Source organism: Quadrisphaera granulorum (assembly GCF_003149145.1).
GTDB lineage: Bacteria > Actinomycetota > Actinomycetes > Actinomycetales > Quadrisphaeraceae > Quadrisphaera > Quadrisphaera granulorum.
Window position 1 is genome coordinate 12,716 of record NZ_QGDQ01000027.1, and the last position, 19,705, is coordinate 32,420.

A 19,705-nucleotide genomic window follows, 5' to 3' on the forward strand; every position below is an offset into this window, starting at 1 on the left:
TCCGAAGACCTGAGGAGTCCCGTGCACGACGACACCCGCCACGTCGCGAAGCGCGTCGAGCGCATCCTGCTCGAGCGCATCGTCCCGGCGGTCTACCGCGAGACCACCCCGCTGCAGCTGGAGGTCTGGCACGTCCCCGGCGAGCCCGTCCCGGTCTCCGACGCGCTGACCGCCACCTACGAGCCGTTCGCTGCGGGGACCCGCTGGGGACGTCCGTGGTCGACCAGCTGGTTCAGGCTGCGTGGGACCGTGCCGGAGGCGTGGGCCGGGCAGCGCGTCGAGGCGGTCATCGACCTCGGCTTCGTGGGCGACTGGCCGGGCAACCAGGCCGAGGGCCTCGTCCACACCGCCGACGGTGTGCCGGTCAAGGGCGTGGCCCCGCGCAACCAGTACGTGCCGATCGCGCGTCCCGCCGCCGGCGGGGAGCGCGTCGACCTGCTGCTCGAGGCCGCCGCGAACCCCGACATCCTCGCGAAGGGCATGGTCCCGACGCCGCTGGGCCACCCCGACACGGCGGGAACGGACCCGATCTACAGGTTCGAACGGGCCGACCTCGCCGTCCTGGACGAGGAGGTCTACGCCCTCCAGCTCGATGTCGAGGTGGCGCGCGAGCTGGCCGAGGAGCTGAGCGTGGGAGACCCGCGCCGCGCGGAGCTGCTCTTCGCCCTCGAGCGCTGCGTCGACGCGCTCGACCTCGCCGACGTGTCCGGCACCGCCGCCGCCGCGCGCGCAGCGCTCGCCCCGGCGCTGGCCAAGCCCGCCACCGCCAGCGCCCACGTGGTCTCCGCCGCTGGTCACGCCCACATCGACTCCGCGTGGCTGTGGCCGCTGCGCGAGACGATGCGCAAGAACAGCCGCACCTTCTCCAACGTCGCGGCGCTCGCGCAGGAGTACCCCGACCTCGTCTTCGCGTGCTCCTCCGCGCAGCAGTACGCGTGGACGCAGGAGCGCTACCCCGTCGTCTTCGAGCGGATCAAGGAGGCGATCAAGGCTGGCACCTGGGCGCCCGTGGGCGGCCAGTGGGTCGAGGCGGACGGCAACCTGCCCGGCGGCGAGGCCCTCGCCCGGCAGATCGTCGTCGGGACGAAGTACTTCCGCGAGCAGCTCGGCGTGGAGCCCCACGGCGTGTGGCTGCCCGACTCCTTCGGCTACACCGCCGCCTACCCGCAGCTGGCGCGCCTGGCCGGGTTCGACTGGTTCCTCACCCAGAAGATCTCCTGGAACGAGACCAACAAGTTCCCCCACCACTCCTTCTGGTGGGAGGGCATCGACGGGTCGCGGATCTTCACGCACTTCCCGCCCGCCGACACCTACAACGGCAACTTCGACGGCGCCGAGCTGGCGCACGTGGTGCGGAACTTCCAGGACAAGGGCCGCGCGACGACGTCGCTGTACCCGTTCGGCCACGGCGACGGCGGCGGCGGCCCCACCCGCGAGATGGTGGAGAAGGCGCGGCGCACCGCCGACCTCGAGGGCAGCCCCCGCGTGGTCATCGAGCACCCCGACGCGTTCTTCGCCCGCGCGCGGGCCGAGTACGCCGACGCGCCCGTCTGGTCCGGTGAGCTGTACCTCGAGCTGCACCGCGGCACGTACACGTCGCAGGCGAAGACCAAGCGCGGCAACCGCCGCAGCGAGCACCTGCTGCGCGAGGCCGAGCTGTGGGCCACCGCCGCTGTCCTCGGCTCGGGCGCCGCCTACCCGGAGATCGAGCTGGACGCCCTGTGGAAGACGGTGCTGCTGCACCAGTTCCACGACATCCTCCCCGGCTCCTCCATCGCCTGGGTGCACCGCCAGGCCGAGGAGACCTACGCCCGCGTGGCCGCCGAGCTGGGCGCGCTCGTGGAGGGCGCCGCTGCTTCGCTGGCGTCACCGTCCTCGGGCAGCGGTGCCTCGGCGGTGTCGCTGCTCAACACCTCGCCGCTGCCGTTCCGCGGTGTCGCTCTGCTCCCGTCCGGGACCACAGAGCTCGACGACGACGAGCGCGGCCAGCGCCTGGCCGACGGGCGCACCGCTGTGCTGGCGGCGGTCGACGCGCAGGCGGCCTCACCGCTGGGCGCGGGTGACGTCGCCGTCCTCGGGGTGAGCGTCGAGCAGGGCGACGGCGGCCTCGTGCTCGACAACGGGGTGCTACGCGTCGTCGTCGACACCGACGGGCTGCTGCCGTCCGTGCGCGACGTCACGACCGGCCGCGAGCTCGTGGCGTCGGGGCACCGGGCGAACCTCCTGCAGCTGCACACCGACTTCCCCAAGTACTGGGACGCCTGGGACGTCGACGCCCACTACCGCCGCCAGGTCACCGACCTGGTGGCAGCGGAGTCCGTCGAGGTGGTCGACTCCGGCCCGCTCGTGGCGTCGGTCAGGGTGGTCCGCACCTTCGGGGCGAGCCGCCTGGAGCAGCTGCTCGTGCTGCGCGCCGGCTCGGACCGCCTCGAGGTCGAGACCGACGTCGACTGGCACGAGCGCGAGAAGATGCTCAAGGCCGCCTTCCCGCTGGACGTGCACGCCGAGCGCTTCTCCTCCGAGATCCAGTTCGGGCACGTCGTGCGGCCCACGCACACCAACACCAGCTGGGACGCCGCCCGCTTCGAGGTGGCCGCGCACCGCTGGGTGCACGTGGGCGAGCCGGGCTTCGGCGTCGTCGTCGCCAACGACTCCACCTACGGCCACGACGTCACCCGCTCCGCGGTGGGCGGCGGCGCCGGGGAGCCGGCGAGCACGTGCACCACCGTGCGCCTGTCGCTGCTGCGCGCGCCCCGCGTGCCCGACCCCGAGGCCGACCAGGGCAGCCACCGCTTCACCTACGCGGTGGCGCCCGCCGCCACGCCGCGCGAGGCGCTGCGCCACGGGTACGAGCTGAACCTGCCGCTGCGTGCCGTGGCCGGGTCGGTGTCCGTGCCGTCCGTGGCGACGACGACGAGCGGCGACGCGCTGGTCGAGTCCGTGCGCCTGGCCGACGACGGCTCCGGTGACGTGCTGCTGCGCGTCTACGAGCCGACCGGCGCCCGGGGGGCGAGCACGCTCCACCTGGGGTTTGCTGCGGCGTCCGCGCACGTCGCGGACCTGCACGGCACCGCGCTGCAGGGGGCCACGGCGGAGGAACTCGAGATCTCCGAAGCCGGTGACGTGCAGCTGCTGCTGCGCCCGTTCCAGGTGCTCACCCTCCGGGTCTCGCGCGCCTGACTCCCGCTCCCCGTCCGTGATCATGGGCCTCCGCCACCCCCGCGGTGGCGGAGGCCCTTCCCGTGGAGGCACCTCGTGGCCATGTTCGACCCCACCGCCCAGCGTCCTGCCGCGTACCGGCGGTTCGTCCGCCCGGTGCCGAAGTGGTTCACCGACGCCAAGCTCGGGATCTTCGTCCACTGGGGCGCCTACTCCGTGCCGGCGTGGGCGGTGCCGCTCGGCGAGCACGGCGGCAGCCACGACGACTGGTTCCTGGGGAACCCCTACGCCGAGTGGTACGCCAACACCATCCGCATCCCGGGCTCCCCCGCGGCGCAGCACCACCGCGAGGTCTACGGCGACGCGCCCTACGACGACTTCCTCGACGCCTGGCACGCGGAGGCCTTCGACGCCGACGCGCTCGTGGCCCTGTTCGCGCGCGTCGGCGCCCGCTACGTGGTGCCCACCACCAAGCACCACGACGGCATCACCCTCTGGGACGCGCCCGGCACGGGCACGCGCAACACCGTGGCCCGTGGCCCGCGCCGCGACCTGGTGCGCGAGTTCGAGCGGGCGACGCGGGCGGCCGGGCTGCGGTTCGGCGTGTACTACTCCGGCGGCCTCGACTGGCACGCCGCCGACACCGGGCCCATCTGGGACGCCGACGACGACTCCGGCGCCCGTCCGCTGGACGCCGCGTACGCCGCCTACGCCTCCGCCCAGGTGCGCGACCTCATCGAGCGCTACGCCCCCGATGTGCTCTGGGGTGACATCGACTGGCCCGACGCCGGCAAGCCCGAGGGCCCGCTGTCCTTCACGCACCTGCTCGACGCCTTCTACGCGAGGTGCCCCGAGGGGGTCGTCAACGACCGGTGGGGCCTGACCCACTGGGACTTCCGCACCAGCGAGTACCAGGCCGGGACCGCCCTCGAGGGCGACCAGGCGTGGGAGAACTGCCGCGGGATCGGGCTGTCGTTCGGGTACAACCGGAACGAGGGCCCGGAGCACCACCTCGACGGGCCGGCAGCGGTCCGCCACCTCGTGGACGTCGTCTCGCGCGGCGGCAACCTGCTGCTCAACGTCGGTCCGGACGCCGCGGGGCGGATCCCGGAGCTGCAGCTGCGGTGCCTGGAGGGGCTGGCGGCGTGGATGGCGGTGAACAGCCCCGCCGTGCACGACACGCGGCCGTTGCCGGCTGACGTCGCGGCCGGTTCCGACGGGGACGACGACGGGCGCTGGGTCCGGTGGACGGCGAGCCGCGACGGCGCGCACGCGTTCGCCGTCGTCGACGGTCCGGCGGGGCAGGTGGCGCTCGCAGCGCGGGCCGATGCGCTGCAGATCGACGCTGCCCGTGTGCTGGGCGGTGGGCCCGTGGCGGCACAGGCCGTGGACGGCGGCGTCGTCGTCGACCTCCCCGTGGTGGCGGAGGCGGCGGGGCCCCTCGTCGTGGAGCTCCCCCGCCGCCACCCCTGACGCCTCAGCAGGTGTGTGCAGCCGCCAGTGCCGCCGCCACCTCGGGGATCTCCCGGGTGTAGCCGTCGAGCAGGGCCTTCGCCCGCGGCAGCGACTGCACCAGCGGGTGCAGCGCGAACGCCTTCTCCGCTGCCGCGCGCGAGCCGGACAGCGCGGCGTCGATCGTGTAGCGCTCGCAGGCCTTCAGCTGCTGCATGAGGCCCAGCTGGTGCAGGTCGGGCTGCGTGACCTGCTGCCTGACCATGCCCGCCGCCGACACACGCACGGGGACCTCGACGACGGCGTCCGCAGGCATGCCCGGGATCGTGTCGCCGTTGCGGACGTTGAGGATGAGCGTGGCCGGCTCGTCGCGCGCCACGGCCCGCATCACCGACAGCGCCACGCCGGCGTAGCCGTCGTCGCCCTGGAAGGGGCTGTCCTCGGCATCGGCGACGTGGTCGTCGGGCTTGGCCTCGGCCATGTACGTGGCGCTGCGGGCGGCGGAGGTGTCCTGCCACAGCTGCCACGGGTCCTCGGCGGTGCGGACGCGTGCGAAGAAGTCGGCCTGGTCCACCACCAGCTGCTCACCGCGGGTGCGGGGCCGCTCGAGGATGGCGGGCACGGCGTCGCGGTTGCAGTAGTAGTAGTAGAGGTACTCGTTGGGGATGTTCCCTAGCGTGCGCAGCGCGTCCACGCCGAAGACGGCGCCCTCCTCGAGGGAGCCGAGCAGGACGTCGTCGGCGAGCACGCGCGGCAGCACGTCCTCACCGCGGTGCAGCACGCGGCGCAGCCAGCCGAGGTGGTTGAGGCCCGCGTAGTCGAGCTGCACCTCGCGGGGATCGATGCCGAGACCAGCGGCGATGCGTCGGCCGAGGCCGGACGGGGTGTCGCAGATACCGACGGCGCGGTCACCGAGCACCCGCTGCAGCGCCTCGGTGATCATGCCGGCCGGGTTGGTGAAGTTGATAAGGACGGCGCGCGGCGCCACAGCGGCAATGCGCTCGGCGACGGCGGTCATCACCGGCACGGTGCGCAGGCCGTAGGAGATGCCGCCGGGGCCGACGGTCTCCTGGCCGAGCACGCCCAGGGAGAGCGCCACGCGCTCGTCGGCCACACGGCCGGCCAACCCACCGACGCGGATCGCGGAGAAGACGAAGTCGGCGTCGGCCAGGGCGACGTCGAGGTCGGTGGTGGCGTGCACCACCGGGATGGAGGCGGCGTCGGTGCCGTGGAGCTGGGCCCGGCGCGCCGCCGAGGCCAGGATGGTGCGTACGGCCTCGAGGCGGTCGGCGCCGACGTCGTAGAGCCACACCTCGGTGATGCGGGGGCTGCCGGTATCGGCCAGGAGCGCGCGGTAGACGTCGGGCACGCGGAACCCGCCGCCGCCGATGATGGTGAGCTTCACGCCACGACCACCCGTCCGCCGGCCGCGGCGACCCTGTCGAGGGCCTCCTGCGGGGCTCCAGTCGTGGTGACGAGCACGTCGACGGCCTCCAGCGACGTCGTCTGCAGCGAGCCCGTCCCCGGGAACTTCGCGTGCGACGCCAGCAGCACGGTCTGCGTTGCAGCGGCCAAGAGGCCCTCCTTCGTCGGTGCCTCGACCGACATGTCGTCGACGACCCGGCCATCGGGTCGCACTCCGGTGCAGGACAGGACGGCGACGTCGCAGCTGATGCTGGCGAGCGCCTGCAGGGTCAGCGCGCCGACCAGGGTCTGGAAGTTGCGGCGGACGCTGCCGCCGAGGAGGACGAGGTCGACGGCGGGGTCGTCGCGGAGCTCGTCGAGCACGGCGAGGTTGCTCGTGATGACGGTGACGGGTCGGCCCGCGAGGTGGCGCGCGACCAGCGGCGTCGTCGTGCCGATGTCGAGGGCGACGACGGCGCCGTCGGGCACGAGGTCGGCCGCGGCGCGGCCCATGGCGGCCTTGAGGTCGGCGTCGGCCTGGGCAGTGGTGGCGTAGGGGTGCTCGAGCGCGCCGTCGGACGTGCGGTCTGCCGGTCGATCGAGGACGACGGCGCCGCCGTGCGTGCGGCGCAGCTCGCCGCTGGCGCCGAGCTGCTGGAGGTCGCGCCGCACGGTGGAGGGGCTGACCTGCAGGGCCTCGGCGAGGTCGTTGACGGAGGCGAAGCGGTCGGCGTCGAGCCGTTCGAGGATCTGCTCGTGGCGCTGGCGCGTCTGCACGGATCCAGTCAACCGTAGTGCGCGTTTTCAGTCAATCGATCGTGACGGGGATGCCTGATGCGCGAAAGTGCGCAGGTGTGCCAGGATCGCGCGTCATGACGCAGACCGACGACGTCGACCTGGCCTTCCTCGGCCCCGTCTACCTCGACCTCGTCATGGGCGGGGTGAACGCCCTGCCGACGCTGGGCAGCGAGGTCTACGCGACCTCCCTCGACGTCAGCCCCGGCGGCACCGCCACCCGCGCCGTCGCTGCGGCGCGCGTCGGTGCGCGCACGGCACTGCTCACCCGGTTCGGCACCGACGAGTGGGGCGACCGGTTGGTCGCGGCGCTGAGCGCCGAGCCCGGCCTGGTGCTCGACGGCGCGGAGCGCAGCGAGGCCGTCGGGACGCCGGTGTCGGTCGCCGTCGTCGCCGGTGGAGACCGCACGTTCGTCACCCACGAGGTGCCCCGGTGGCGCCAGCTCACCCAGCAGCCAGGGCGGCGCTACCTGCCGCGCGCCCTGCACGTGGACGTCGCCGCGCCGGTCCCGCTGTGGGTCGGGGGCCTGCGCCAGCGCGGCTGCACCGTGGTCGGAGGCATCGGCTACGTCGACACCCCCGGCTGGGGCGCGCAGGTGCGGTCCCACCTCGCCGACGTCGACGTCTTCGTCCCCAACGACGACGAGGCGCAGCGCGCCACTGGCGCGGACGGAGCGGAGGCTGCGGCAGCGGCGCTGGCGGAGCAGGTGGCGCTGGCGGTAGTGACGCGCGGCGCGCGCGGCGTGGTCGCCTGCGACGGCGGTACACGCGTCGAGGTCGGCGGCGCCGGACGGACGGAACTGGGTGGCCTGTTCGACGAACCCGTCGTCGACACGACCGGCGCCGGCGACGTGTTCGTGGCCACCTTCATGGCCGCAGGGCTCGAGGACTGGTCCATGCGGGAGCAGCTCCAGGCTGCGGTGGTGTGCTCGGCGCTGTCCGTGCGACGCGCCGGTGGGGCCAGCAGCGCCCCCACCCGCGCGGACCTGCGCGCGTGGTGGGGGCAACTGGACTCCCCTGGCCGCTCAGCGCTCGCGCACCTCGAGGCCTGGACCACCTGACCGCCCTCTATCCCGAACTTTCCGCGGCAAGTGCGGAAAAGACGCCCTCCGTTGGCGCACTTGCCGCGGAAAGTGCGCCAACGGAGGGGAGAGTTCCTGGTTCAGCGGTTCGGAGCGATGCCCGTCACCACGGTGCCGTCAGCACGGGTGAAGTCCAGCGTGTACGTCGACACCGGACGACCGCCGTCGCAGTTCCCGGCGCACCCTCCGGACTGACCTGACGGGTACGGCTCGGAGGTCATCCGCATGAGGCGGCCCGGCCACCACGCCGCGAAGTGTCCGTTCTGCACCGTTGCCTGCACTGTCAGCCCCTCCTCGGTGTGGACCGTCACCGCCGTGACTCCGTCCCCCACATCACCATCGACGACAGACAGCTCATCGCCGGGAGTCGCCTGCTCGAACTCACCCCCAGGAAGGATCTCCCCGGGGGCGGGACGGGGCCCTCCGCCACCTCCGCTCGCGGCGATCCAGTGCGCGCGGTCCTCCCCTGGAGGTAGCGCGACCATGCACGTCAATGACACCGGCTCCGCAGTGCCGTCATCCATGACCAGGAGCACGAGGTCGCCGCGACGCTCAGCCAGCTGAGGCAGCAGCGCAGAAATTTTGATGCCCCCCATGTGAGAGGCAGAGTCGGCACACGCTGTCTGGGCGGCGGCGATGTCGGCGGCGCTGGCAGGCACCGGCACCGGCTCCCAGGAGTCGGCGTAGGCGGTCGTGCCGCCTCCGAGCACCTGGGTCACGCCGATGCCCACCGCGACGGCGGCCGCCGCCGCGCCGAGCATCGCCACGCGCATGCCCGTGCGCCTGCGACGGGGCACGAGGGGATCACGGCGCAGGGAGGCCCGCTCGTCGGGGAAGCGGCCGATGATGAGCGTCTGCTCCAGTGCCGCGGCGGCGCGGACGCGGGCGACATCGTCGAGGGTTACGGCCGGTGCGGCGTCGAGCGAGCGCAGCGCGGCGTCGAGGCGGGCGTCGGGGATGCGGGTCTGGCTCATCGGGTCGCCTCCAGGGCGTGGGGGTTCGGGCGGGGAGCGGGCTCCGCGGCGTCGTCGTCGGACAGGTGGGAGCGCAGCGCGCGGCGGGCACGCATGAGGCGCAGCCGGTAGCCGGTGGGGGTCGTGCCGAGCACCAGCGCCGCCTGCACGGAGGTGAGGTCCTCGAAGACCGTGAGGGCTAGCACCTCCTGCTCGGCCGGCGAGAGGCGTCGCCAGGCGGCCGCAAGGTCGAGCCCCGCGACGACGTCGTCGTGCGGGTCCGTCGTCGCCGCGGCGCCGCCAGCCTCGGTGGCGTCGCTGACGCGCACCGCGAGCGCTTCCCGCCGCCCGCTCCCGCGCCGGGCAGTCAGCAGGCAGTTGCGGGCGATGCCGAACACCCAGGCGCGCTGGGCGTCGAGGCGTCGCGGGGCGTCGTCGAAGCGGCGCCACGCGACGAGCATCGCGTCGGCGACGACGTCCTCCGCGCTGCTCACCGCCTCGGCGGGCGATCGGCGCCGCACGAACCTGAGGACGTCGGCGTGAACGTCCGCGTACAGCGCGCGGAAGCGCTGCTCGGCGTCGTCTGGGGTTTGGGGTGGGCTCACACCTCACTCCTTGCCGCCACCGGCCCCGCTGTTTCTCAGGCTGGCAGCTCCCGCAGCGTGACGGAGAACGACCGCGCCTCCGGGTGCAGCACGTACTGCGGGAGCACGGCCGGTCCGCACGAAGCGGTGCCGGTGCCGTGCAGCGCGGCGTCGAGGGTCACCACGAGGTCGGGCCCGGGCACGAGCTCGGCGTCGTGGCGGGCCGCGGCCAGCTGCTCGGTGGTCCACCGGCGGGCGGTGAAGCCCGTGGTCGGCGCCCCCTCCACGCGCAGCCCCGGCGTGCGAGGCACCCCGAGCTGCTGGCCGCCGGTCAGCTCCAGCCAGCGAACGTCGGCGCGGTGGCCGTTCTCCTGCGGCATGACGTACGGCGTCTGCAGCTCCGCCACGGTGGCGCTGAACCGCCCGACACGCGCGGCAAGGCCCGTGTCCGGGTAGGCCTCGCCGGGTCCGCGGCCGAACCACGCAACCCGGTCGAGGGCGCGCGGCAGGTGCAGGCGCACCCCGAGGCGCGGCCACGGCAGGGGCTGCTCCCCCTGGGGCTGCACGTGCACGTCGAGGCGCACGGCGGCACCTCCGGCGGCGTCGGGCTCGAGGGCGGTCCACCGAAAGGTGGTCAGGACGCCGTGGTCGTGCAGCGGCGGCGCGACCCTCGTCGTCACCAGGAGCATGCCCCCCTCGACCCGCACGTCGCGGACCTGGTGGGTGAGCTGGTGCAGCTTCGCCTCGCGCCACGCCTCGGCGAGGTTGCCGTTGTCGCCCTCGTCGTTGTCGGTGGGTGCACGCCACAGGTCGAGACGGAGTCCGTGCACCGGCAATCCGCCCAGGCGGTGCAGCGCACCGGTGCACGCGTCGAAGGCCGCGCCGCCGAGGAGCAGGTCGGCTCCGCGACGCACCGGCGCGATGTGGGGGCTGGACAACGACGACGACGGCAACGGGTCCAGCGCGACCTGCCCGGAGCCGAGCGCGTGCCCGGCGGGCGCCCACGGCTCGTCCTTGCGCGAGACGGCGGTGACCGTGACCCACCGCTCCGACGCACCACCGCGTGCGGGTACCAGGGCCGCGGCCGGGAGCACGACGTCAGCGGACTCCCAGGGCCCGAGCGCCGGCGTGGCGAGCTCGCCGCTGGCCACCGGCTCGCCGTCGTCCTCCCTCACCCACCGCAGGGAGACGTCGGACAGGTCTCGCACGTCATAGCGGTTGGTGATCCTCACCGCGGGCGCGCCGCCGCCACCCACCGGAACGATCTTCACCGGGGCGTAGGCGACCGCGACGTCGAGCAGCCCGGGCGACGGCGTGCGGTCGGGGAAGACGAGCCCGTCGGCCACGAAGTTGCCATCGTGGACGACCTCGCCAAAGTCGCCGCCGTACGCCCACCGCTCCCGGCCATCAACGACCTGGCGTAGGCCGTGGTCGATCCACTCCCACACGAACCCGCCCATGACGCGGTCGGAGGACTCGAACAGGTCTTGGTACTCGGCCACGCCGCCCGGGCCCAGGCCCATGGCGTGCACGTACTCGCACTGCACGAAGGGCAGACGACGACGGCGCGCGTCGGCGGCGTCGTCACGGGGGCCGGCGGTCTGCCCGTCGTCCTCGAGGGCCTCGTCACTGCCGAGGTGCGCCTCCGCGCCGCGGGCGATGCGCTCGACCTCGGCGTGGGAGGCGTACATGCGGCTGTAGACGTCGACGTCGTGGTAGCCCCAGTCGTGCTCGTAGTGCAGGGGCAGTCCCGTGCCGACCTCGCGGGCGGCGCGGGCCATGGCGGACAGGTTGCGCCCGACGCCGCTCTCGTTGCCGAGGGACCACATGATGACGCTGGCATGGTTCTTGTCGCGGTGCACCGTGCGGACCATCCGGTCGACCATGGGCGCCTCCCATGCCGGGTCGTCGGAGGGGTTGCGGCGCCACCCGTTGAAGTAGAAGCCGTGCGTTTCCAGGTCGCACTCGTCGACGACGTAGAGCCCGTACTCGTCACACAGGTCGAGGAACCGTGGGTGCGGCGGGTAGTGGCTGGTGCGGACGGCGTTGATGCCGTGCTGCTTCATGAGCAGCACATCGGCGAGGTCCTCGGCGGGCGTGGTGGAGCGGCCGCGGTCGGCGGAGACCTCGTGGCGGTTGACGCCGCGCATCAGTGTCCGGGCACCGTTGACGGTGAAGACGTCCCAGTCGCCCGTGGTGGAGGGGACGATCGCGACGGTCCGGAAGCCGATCCGCAGGCGCACGCGCTCGGTGGCGGTGGCCACCTCGGCGTCGTACAGGCGCGGGGACTCCGCGCTCCACGGGTCGACCGGGACCACCGCTTCCTCGCCCGGTGCGAGGTCGAGGCCGAGCTCGGGCACGAGCACGCGGGCTGCCGCCGTGCTGTCCACCTCGACGCGCAGGGACCCGGTGCCGGCGGCGTGGTCGTAGCCGGCGTGGACGTGCACATCGTCGACCCCACCCGCGGGACGTCCGAGCAGCCGCACGTCGCGGAAGATCCCCGACAGCCACCACATGTCCTGGTCCTCCAGGTAGGAGCCCGAAGACCATTGGTGCACCCGCACCGCAACGACCACCTGCTCGCCCGCGGCGGGGAGGTGATCGGTGACGTCGAACTCGGACGCGAGCCGAGAGCCGACCGACCTCCCCACGTCCGCGCCATCCACCCAGACCCGGAAGGCGGAGTCGACGCCCTCGAAGCGCAGCACCGCGCGGCCTCCGGCGGCGACGACGGCGGCGAGGTCATCGGGGACGACGACGGCGAGCCGGTGGTCGCCTGTCGGGTTCTCGTCCGGCACGAAGGGCGGATCGACGGGAAACGGGTACTGCAGGTTGGTGTACGCCGGCCGGCCGTAGCGGCCGTCGGTGTTGTGGGGCGCGAGCTGCCAGTGGCCGGGGACGGTCAACAGGTCCCAGGCGGAGTCGTCGAAGCCGGGCTGCGCGAAGGACTCCTCGACATCGGCGCGCGGGCTCCAGCGGAAGCGCCAGTCGCCGGCCAGGTCGAGCTCGGGGGCGTCCGAGCGCAGGGCAGCGCGTGCGGGGAGCACCCCCTGGGCGGGGTTGTGCTGCTCGAACCAGTGGGGTCTCACCCGCTCACTCTGCCGGAGCTACGGGACGACGAAGGGCGGCACCCCCGAGGGGGTACCGCCCTTCGTGCTCTCAGCCGAGGCGGCTGAGCGGCGGGATCAGAAGTCCATGCCGCCCATGCCGCCGTCGCCACCGGCCGGGGCCGCGGGGGCCTTCTCCGGCTTGTCGGCGATGACGGCCTCAGTGGTGAGGAACAGGGCCGCGATCGAGGCTGCGTTCTGCAGCGCCGAGCGGGTCACCTTGGCCGGGTCGATGATGCCGGTGGCGACCATGTCGACGTACTCGTTGGTCGCGGCGTTGAGGCCCTGGCCGACGGGGAGGTTGCGCACCTTCTCCGCCACGACGCCGCCCTCGAGGCCGGCGTTGATCGCGATCTGCTTCAGCGGGGCCTCGATGGCGACCTTGACGATGTTCGCGCCGGTCGCCTCGTCACCCGAGAGCTGCAGGTCGGTGAAGGCCTTGGAGCCGGCCTGGATGAGGGCCACGCCACCACCGGCGACGATGCCCTCCTCGACGGCAGCCTTCGCGTTGCGGACGGCGTCCTCGATGCGGTGCTTGCGCTCCTTGAGCTCGACCTCGGTGGCCGCACCCGCCTTGATGACGGCCACGCCGCCGGCGAGCTTGGCCAGGCGCTCCTGGAGCTTCTCGCGGTCGTAGTCGGAGTCGGACCGCTCGATCTCGGTGCGGATCTGGTTGACGCGACCAGCGATCTGGTCGGCGTCGCCAGCGCCCTCGACGATGGTGGTCTCGTCCTTGGTGATGACGACCTTGCGGGCGCGGCCCAGCAGGTCCAGGCCCGCGGTGTCGAGCTTGAGGCCGACCTCCTCGGAGATGACCTGGCCACCGGACAGGATCGCGATGTCCTGCAGCATCGCCTTGCGGCGGTCGCCGAAGCCCGGCGCCTTGACGGCGGCGGAGCGGAAGATGCCGCGGATCTTGTTGACGACGAGCGTGGCCAGGGCCTCGCCCTCGACGTCCTCAGCGATGATCACCAGGGGCTTGCCCGACTGGGTGACCTTCTCCAGCAGGGGCAGCAGGTCCTTGATCGAGGAGATCTTGGAGTTGGCGATGAGGATGTACGGGTCCTCCAGCACCGCCTCCATGCGCTCACCGTCGGTGACGAAGTAGGGCGAGATGTAGCCCTTGTCGAAGCGCATGCCCTCGGTGAGCTCGAGCTCCAGGCCGAAGGTGTTGCTCTCCTCGACCGTGATGACGCCCTCCTTGCCGACCTTGTCCATCGCCTCGGCGATGAGCTCGCCAATGGCGGGGTCGGCGGCGGAGATGGAGGCGGTGGCCGCGATCTGCTCGCGGGTCTCCACGTCGACGGCGTTGGCCAGCAGCTGCGCGGACACGGCGGCGACGGCCGCCTCGATGCCGCGCTTGAGGGCCATCGGGTTGGCACCGGCGGCCACGTTGCGCAGGCCCTCGCGGACCATCGCCTGAGCAAGCACGGTGGCGGTCGTCGTCCCGTCACCGGCGACGTCGTCGGTCTTCTTGGCGACCTCCTTGACGAGCTCGGCCCCGATCTTCTCGTACGGGTCCTCGAGCTCGATCTCCTTGGCGATCGAGACGCCGTCGTTGGTGATCGTGGGGGCGCCCCACTTCTTCTCCAGCACGACGTTGCGGCCCTTGGGCCCGAGGGTGACCTTGACGGCGTCGGCGAGGGTGTTCATGCCCCGCTCGAGACCGCGGCGGGCCTCCTCGTTGAAGGAAATGGTCTTCGCCATGAGCGGTGCTCCTCCGGAACGGGTGGCGGATCAGACGTATCGGATGGTGCTGCCGACCGGCCGGGCGCCCGCGACGGACGCCGCCGGCGCACCGGGCCTGCACCCGGGGCCTGCGACTCGCCCAGCACGGCCGGGGAGCGCGGGGCTCCCAGGTCCTGTGCTGGCACTCGGGGTCACCGAGTGCCAGGTACCAGATTGGCACTCTCGCCCGCCGAGTGCAAACACGCTGCGCCTCAAACACCCTCCCGGACGCCCTCCCCCAACGCAACGACGGCGCCGCCCCGAGGGGGCGGCGCCGTCAGGCGCGTGGGGGTGGACCTCAGGCGAGGCGGACAGCCTCGGCCTGGGGGCCCTTCTGGCCGGTGCCGACCTCGAACTCGACGGCCTGCCCCTCCTCGAGGGAGCGGTAGCCGTCCATCTGGATCGCGGACCAGTGGACGAAGACGTCGGGCCCACCGTCGACGGTGATGAACCCGTAGCCCTTCTCAGCGTTGAACCACTTCACGGTTCCTAGTGCCATGGTGCGTGCTCCTGCAGTGCGGTGGTCGAGGAAGGGCAGTGGCGCCCGACCCCGGGTCTGGAGTCCGTGGGCCTGGCGGCCCCGATCGGCGTCCTCGACGAGCGGGGAGCCCTGTGTCGCTGAACTGACCGTCACTGAACTGATCGACCGAGCCGCAGGGTAGCGGTCAGTGAGCACGGCGAGCGAGGCTCAAGGCCAGGTCAGCGCCATGGAATGGCTTCCGCGGGGCCAGGCGCCCCCCTTCTGGGGACGCGTGATCAGGCCCGACCTGCGGGGTCACACATACAGGGCGCCACGAAGCCCTCGATGCCCCACAGTTGGGTGTCCCCCCGGAGGTGGACACCGCGTGTCGATCTGGGTTATCGAAGGACGACAGTGAGTGAGCGCGCCTCGGCTTTGGGGTCGAGCACCGCGGTGCCGCCGATCTCGGCCGCGAGGGCTTCCGCAGCGCCCTGGAGTTCCTCGGTGGGGTGCAGCACGGTGATGCCCTGGTGCGCCGATCGCTGCGCCGCGGTGGCGTTGCCGGTGCTCGCGACCGTCCAGCCGTCGGCCTTCAGCGCCTCGGCCCGCTTCGCCGCGAGGCCCTGGGTCCCGGTGCCGTTGAGGACGACGACGGGGGTGCTGCGGTCGGGCGTCGCAGCGTCGCTCGGCGCACTGGGATCGCTCGGTGAGCTCGCAGTGCTTGGCGCCGACGCATCGTCGGCTGGCTGGTCCGCGCCCGCGGCGGGTGCGGCAGAGGCCTCCACCTTGGGACCCGCCGAGGCGGGGTTGCTCGTGGTGGTCCAGGCCATCCAGCCGGCTCCGAGGGCCGCCGCGACGACGAGGACGATGACGACCGGCGCGAGCGCGCCCCCGCTGCGGCGGGGGGCCGCGCGGTGCGCGCCCCGACGTCCGTCGCGGGGCGGGGTGACGGCGTCGAAGTCGTCACGCGGGTACGGCGAGCTCACGCTCCGACGGTACGTGCTAAGGCCTCGCGGCGAGGGGAGAACGGAGGACGCGCCGCGTCCGCCCGTCAGTCGTCGTCGCCGTTCCAGGCAGCGGTGCGCTCGGCCCGCAGGCGCCGCAACCGGTGGACCAAGGCGGGGTCGGCGGCAAGCGCCTCGGGATCGTCGAGAAGAGCGTTGAGACGCTGGTAGTAGCGGACGGCGGACATGTCGAGCTCGTCCCGGACCGCCTGCTCCTTCTCACCGCGTCGGCGGAAGGTCCGCCGCTCCAGGGCGAGCACCGCCAGGTCCCGCTGCGACAGCGCCACCGGCCCACCCTGCCAGAGCGCGGCCCGGCCGGGCAGGGCAGCGTGGGGCCGTGACCGCCTCGCCGCTCGCCGCCGTCCACCCGTCCTGGCAGGAAGCCCTCGCCCCGGTGGCGGACGACCTCGCCCGGTTGGACACCGAGCTGACGGCGCGGCGATCCGCTGGCGAGGAGGTGCTGCCGGCACCCGAGAAGGTTCTTCGGGCCTTCGAGCAGCCGCTCGACGCGGTGCGGGTGCTGCTGCTCGGTCAGGACCCCTACCCCCGCCCCGGGCACGCCGTGGGGCTGGCGTTCTCCGTGGCCCCCGACGTGCGCCCGTTGCCCCCGACGCTGCGCAACCTCCTGCGCGAGCTCGTCGCCGACACAGGGGTTCCCGCGCCCGCCTCGGGGGACCTCTCGCCATGGAGCGAGCGCGGGGTGCTGCTCCTCAACCGCGTGCTGACGGTGCGTGCCGGAGCCTCGGGCTCCCACCGGCGCCTGGGATGGGAGCGCGTCACCGACGCCGCCGTGCGGGCCCTCGCCCAGCGGGGAGGCCCACTGGTGTCCGTGCTGTGGGGCAGGGACGCCCAGACCGCCGCACCGCTGCTGGCCGGCACCGCGGTCATCACCGGCGTGCATCCGAGCCCGCTGTCCGCGGCGCGCGGCTTCCACGGCTCGCGCCCCTTCAGCGCCGTCAACGCCGCCCTCGCCGAGCAGGGCAGCGACCCACTCGACTGGTCGCTGCCTGCGGAGCGACCGAGTTAGCGTGCCCGGGTGTCTGGGGAACCGCGGCGCGTCTTCCGCCGCTACGTCGCCGTCGGAGACTCCTTCACCGAAGGCATCGACGACCCCGACCCCGCGACCCCCGGGCGGCACCGCGGCTGGGCGGACCGCCTCGCGGAGGTGCTCGACGCCGACGCCCGCGCCGCCGGTGGGCGGCTGGAGTACGCCAACCTCGCCGTCCGCGGGCGCAAGCTCGGCCAGGTCGTCGCCGAGCAGCTCGACACCGCGGTGTCGCTGCACCCCGACCTGGTGAGCTTCTGCGCCGGAGGCAACGACATCCTGCGCCCGGGGACGGACGTCGACGCGCTCGCGACGGACCTGGACAACGCCGTCGCCCGCCTTCGCGCCGTCGGCGCCGACGTGCTCCTGGCTACCGGCTTCGACCCCGGCGGCCTCCCGGTGGTGCGCTGGACGCGGGGCCGGGTCGCCGCGTTCAACCTGCACGTGTGGTCCATCGCCCAGCGCCACGACGCCCTGGTGCTCGACCTGTGGTCGATGCGGGCGCTGTACGACGCCAGGCTCTGGGCGCCGGACCGGATCCACCTGGCGCCGGAGGGCCACGCGCGGGTGGCGCTGCTCGCCGCCGCGACCGTCCGGGGCCTGCACGGCGGGGCGTTGGGCGCAGCGGAGCGCGAGTGGGCGGCGCCGCTGCCTCCGCACCCGGCGCCCGGCCGGGTCGCGCGGGCGCGCGCCGACGCGCAGTGGGCGCGCACCTATCTGGCGCCGTGGGTGCGGCGCAGGATCGAGGGGCGTTCCAGCGGTGACGGTGTGACCGCGAAGCGGCCCGAACCGCTGCCGTTGGACGGGTGACATTCGGAGGGGACGACCGCCAGACGACCGCGCTCGGGCGGGTGCGACACACCCTGCCGATCGCAGGGCAATCGGCCTCTCGAAGGGGGTCTGCGTGCCACCATCGCTGCTATGACGACCGACCGGCTGCAGCAGCTCTCCGGCCACCCCGGGAGCACGGCAGCCGCGACGCCGGATGTCGCCGACGGCGTCCTCCTGAGCTCCGCCTCGCCCTCCGGCATCCCTCACGCGGCGCTCAGCGGGCCCGTCGAGCGGCCCGCCGTGTCCGAGCGGGCACTGCGTGCTCGTCAGGCTGGCCGCCCCCTGGCCTCCCCCGTCGTGCTGCCGCCTGCGGGCCAGGCGCCGGCCGTGAGACCCGAGGCTCCTGAACGCGCCGTCCACCTCCTCGGCCTCGCGCAGGACCATGCCGAGCGGGTGCGTGCAGCCGCTGAGGCCGATGCCGCCGCTCTGCGCCGCTCCACCGCCGCGGAGGCCGAGAAGCTGCGCCTCGAGGCCCAGCGGGAGGCCGCGGCTCTGCTGTCACGAGCCCGCGCGGAGGCCGCCGAACTGCGCGCCGAGGCCGAGCGCCGCAGCCGCGAGCTCCCGGAGCAGGCGCTGCGGGAAGCCGACGAGCTCGCCGAACGCGCCCGCCGCGACGCCGACGCCGTTCGGGCTGCCGCCGAGGCCCACGCCGCGCAGGTCCGACGCGGCGCCGACGCCGCCTCCCGCGAGTCGCTGGAAGAGGCGGAGCGTCGGGCCACGTCGCTCCACGAGGAGGCGACGCGCCTGCGTCGCGAAGCCACCGACCTGTCGGCGGCGGTGACCTCGCTGCGCAGCGAGCACACCGAGGTCAGTGCCGTCGTCGCCAGCCTGCGCGAGCGGTCCGCCACGGTGATGGCCGAGGCACAGGCCGAGGCACAGCAGATCGTCGAGGACGCCGCCGAGCAGGCCTCCATGGTGGTGCACGCTGCGGCGGAGACCGCCGACGTCATGGTCGCGCAGGCGATGGCCGAGCGGGCTGACGCCGAGGAGCTGGCCCGCAACGCCCGCCAGCGCGCCGTCGAGGAGGGCGACCGCCTGCTCGCCGGGCGACGCGCCGAGGCCGACCAGCTGCTCGCCGCGGCACGGGAGGCCGCGGGGCGCGAGCGTTCCGAGGCCATGGCCGAGGCCGACACGGTGCGCGAGACCGGTCACCTGGAGGCACAGCGCGCCACCGCCGAGGCGTACGCCCAGGCCGAGCGTCTGCTGGCCGCCGCCACGGAAGACGCCGCCACGTGCCGCCGCACCTCCGAGGAGCTGCTGGCCGAGGCGCGCCGGGAGGCCTCCCGCGCTCGCGAGGCCGCCGAGCAGGAGGCGCGCCAGGTGCGAGCCCAGGCCCGGGCCCAGGCCGAGAAGGAGCTCACCGCGTCCGCCGAGCAGACGGCCTGGACCGCCAGCACGGTGGAAGCGCTGCTCGCTGCTGCACAGGAAGAGGCCCGCGCCGTCCGCAGCCGCGGGCACGCCGAGGCGGCACAGGTGGTCCGCAAGGCGCGTCAGCAGCTCCAGGGCGTCTTGGGCTCCGCGAGCCGGCGGGTGCGTGCGCGCCTGGGCGGTCTCGAAGAGGAGGCGCAGGTGCTGCGCCTGGCCGCCGCTGCAGAGCTGGAGCGGGCCCGCGGCGAGGCCGTGCGCCTCGTGCGCGCCGCCCGTGAGGACGCCGACCGCGTGCTCACGGCCGCCGGTGCTGCCGAGTCCACGGCGCGCGACCGCTCCCTGCGCCGTGTCGAGGAGGCCGAGAACGGTGCGCGCGCACTGCGCGCCCGTGTGGCCGAGGAGGTCGCCCGGGCGCAGCGCGAGGCTCAGGACGCCCGCCGCGAGGCCCGCTCAGAGGCTCTGCGCCTCGTACTCGACGCCCGCAGCGAGGCCGACCGTGAGCGCGCTGCCGCCGTCGCCGAGCGCGACCGCCTGGCCGCGGAGGTGGCCGACCTCACGCGCCTGCGTGAGTCGGCGGCTGCGGAGCTCGGGCAGCTGTCGGGCATCATCGAGGCGCTCGCCGCGAGGCGTCGCAGCGGCTCCGCGCACTTCCCTGACCCTGTCGACGCCACTTCGGCGAGCGGCCCGCGATCCTCCCTGCCACGGTAGGGGCGGCCGCCTCGGTCGCGTCGAC

At 73.8% G+C, this 19,705-nt stretch carries 15 protein-coding genes; 6 read left to right on the top strand and 9 right to left on the bottom strand.

Annotation, left to right across the window (positions count from 1 at the left end; all coding sequences use genetic code 11):
• Nucleotides 1-21: 21 nt before the first annotated feature.
• On the top strand, nt 22-3,180 hold the full coding sequence (locus BXY45_RS17785) for an alpha-mannosidase (RefSeq protein WP_109775871.1): 3,159 nt from the start codon (nt 22-24) through the stop codon (nt 3,178-3,180).
• A gap of 75 nt (nt 3,181-3,255) precedes the next feature.
• Nucleotides 3,256-4,632, top strand: coding sequence for an alpha-L-fucosidase (locus tag BXY45_RS17790; protein ID WP_211319715.1), 1,377 nt, complete (start codon nt 3,256-3,258; stop codon nt 4,630-4,632).
• 4 nt (nt 4,633-4,636) lie between these two features.
• Here BXY45_RS17790 and BXY45_RS17795 read toward each other — a convergent pair whose 3' ends face one another.
• Nucleotides 4,637-6,016 carry a 6-phospho-beta-glucosidase gene (locus BXY45_RS17795; RefSeq protein WP_109775872.1) on the bottom strand — a complete coding sequence of 460 codons (1,380 nt, stop codon included), beginning with the start codon at nt 6,014-6,016 and terminating at the stop codon, nt 4,637-4,639.
• A complete protein-coding gene (locus BXY45_RS17800) occupies nt 6,013-6,792 on the bottom strand; it encodes a DeoR/GlpR family DNA-binding transcription regulator (protein ID WP_109775873.1) in 780 nt (259 codons plus the stop codon). Before BXY45_RS17800 ends, BXY45_RS17795 begins: the two co-directional genes overlap by 4 nt.
• A gap of 95 nt (nt 6,793-6,887) precedes the next feature.
• Here BXY45_RS17800 and BXY45_RS17805 point away from each other — a divergent pair, with 95 nt between their 5' ends.
• Nucleotides 6,888-7,871: a carbohydrate kinase family protein gene (locus BXY45_RS17805; protein WP_170131586.1), complete on the top strand. Its 984-nt coding sequence runs from the start codon at nt 6,888-6,890 to the stop codon at nt 7,869-7,871.
• 101 nt (nt 7,872-7,972) lie between these two features.
• Here BXY45_RS17805 and BXY45_RS17810 read toward each other — a convergent pair whose 3' ends face one another.
• The 7 genes from BXY45_RS17810 to BXY45_RS17840 form a co-directional block, all read right to left on the bottom strand.
• Nucleotides 7,973-8,866: a hypothetical protein gene (locus BXY45_RS17810; protein ID WP_109775875.1), complete on the bottom strand. Its 894-nt coding sequence runs from the start codon at nt 8,864-8,866 to the stop codon at nt 7,973-7,975.
• The gene (locus tag BXY45_RS17815) at nt 8,863-9,450 is read right to left on the bottom strand and encodes an RNA polymerase sigma factor (RefSeq protein WP_109775876.1); all 588 of its coding nucleotides are present in this window, start codon (nt 9,448-9,450) and stop codon (nt 8,863-8,865) included. Before BXY45_RS17815 ends, BXY45_RS17810 begins: the two co-directional genes overlap by 4 nt.
• A 35-nt stretch (nt 9,451-9,485) precedes the next feature.
• Nucleotides 9,486-12,518 carry a glycoside hydrolase family 2 TIM barrel-domain containing protein gene (locus BXY45_RS17820; RefSeq protein WP_109775877.1) on the bottom strand — a complete coding sequence of 1,011 codons (3,033 nt, stop codon included), beginning with the start codon at nt 12,516-12,518 and terminating at the stop codon, nt 9,486-9,488.
• A 96-nt stretch (nt 12,519-12,614) separates the two neighbouring features.
• Nucleotides 12,615-14,243 carry a chaperonin GroEL gene (gene groL, locus BXY45_RS17825; RefSeq protein WP_109775878.1) on the bottom strand — a complete coding sequence of 543 codons (1,629 nt, stop codon included), beginning with the start codon at nt 14,241-14,243 and terminating at the stop codon, nt 12,615-12,617.
• Between the two features lie 319 nt (nt 14,244-14,562).
• On the bottom strand, nt 14,563-14,763 hold the full coding sequence (locus BXY45_RS17830) for a cold-shock protein (RefSeq protein ID WP_109775913.1): 201 nt from the start codon (nt 14,761-14,763) through the stop codon (nt 14,563-14,565).
• 359 nt (nt 14,764-15,122) lie between these two features.
• A complete protein-coding gene (locus tag BXY45_RS17835; RefSeq protein ID WP_109775879.1) occupies nt 15,123-15,710 on the bottom strand; it encodes a LytR C-terminal domain-containing protein in 588 nt (195 codons plus the stop codon).
• Nucleotides 15,711-15,775: 65 nt separating this feature from the next.
• Complete coding sequence (locus tag BXY45_RS17840; protein WP_245961907.1) at nt 15,776-16,015, bottom strand: DUF3263 domain-containing protein; 240 nt, start codon at nt 16,013-16,015, stop codon at nt 15,776-15,778.
• 50 nt (nt 16,016-16,065) lie between these two features.
• Between BXY45_RS17840 and BXY45_RS17845 the strand changes: the two genes are divergently transcribed.
• The 3 genes from BXY45_RS17845 to BXY45_RS17855 all read left to right on the top strand — a co-directional run bounded on the left by BXY45_RS17845 (nt 16,066) and on the right by BXY45_RS17855 (nt 19,680).
• Entirely contained in the window at nt 16,066-16,755 is a 690-nt protein-coding gene (locus BXY45_RS17845) for a uracil-DNA glycosylase (protein WP_109775880.1), read from the top strand.
• Nucleotides 16,756-16,764: 9 nt separating this feature from the next.
• Nucleotides 16,765-17,583, top strand: coding sequence for an SGNH/GDSL hydrolase family protein (locus BXY45_RS17850; protein WP_109775881.1), 819 nt, complete (start codon nt 16,765-16,767; stop codon nt 17,581-17,583).
• A 111-nt stretch (nt 17,584-17,694) separates the two neighbouring features.
• The gene (locus BXY45_RS17855) at nt 17,695-19,680 is read left to right on the top strand and encodes a coiled-coil domain-containing protein (protein WP_109775882.1); all 1,986 of its coding nucleotides are present in this window, start codon (nt 17,695-17,697) and stop codon (nt 19,678-19,680) included.
• The last annotated feature ends 25 nt before the right edge of the window (nt 19,681-19,705 follow it).

Bases quoted from the DNA above. Each gene is read 5' to 3' on its own strand.
- BXY45_RS17805 (WP_170131586.1), top strand. From the start codon at position 6,888: ATGACGCAGACCGACGACGTCGACCTGGCCTTCCTCGGCCCCGTCTAC.
- BXY45_RS17810 (WP_109775875.1), bottom strand. From the start codon at position 8,866: ATGAGCCAGACCCGCATCCCCGACGCCCGCCTCGACGCCGCGCTGCGC.
- groL (WP_109775878.1), bottom strand. From the start codon at position 14,243: ATGGCGAAGACCATTTCCTTCAACGAGGAGGCCCGCCGCGGTCTCGAG.
- BXY45_RS17830 (WP_109775913.1), bottom strand. From the start codon at position 14,763: ATGGCACTAGGAACCGTGAAGTGGTTCAACGCTGAGAAGGGCTACGGG.
- BXY45_RS17855 (WP_109775882.1), top strand. From the start codon at position 17,695: ATGACGACCGACCGGCTGCAGCAGCTCTCCGGCCACCCCGGGAGCACG.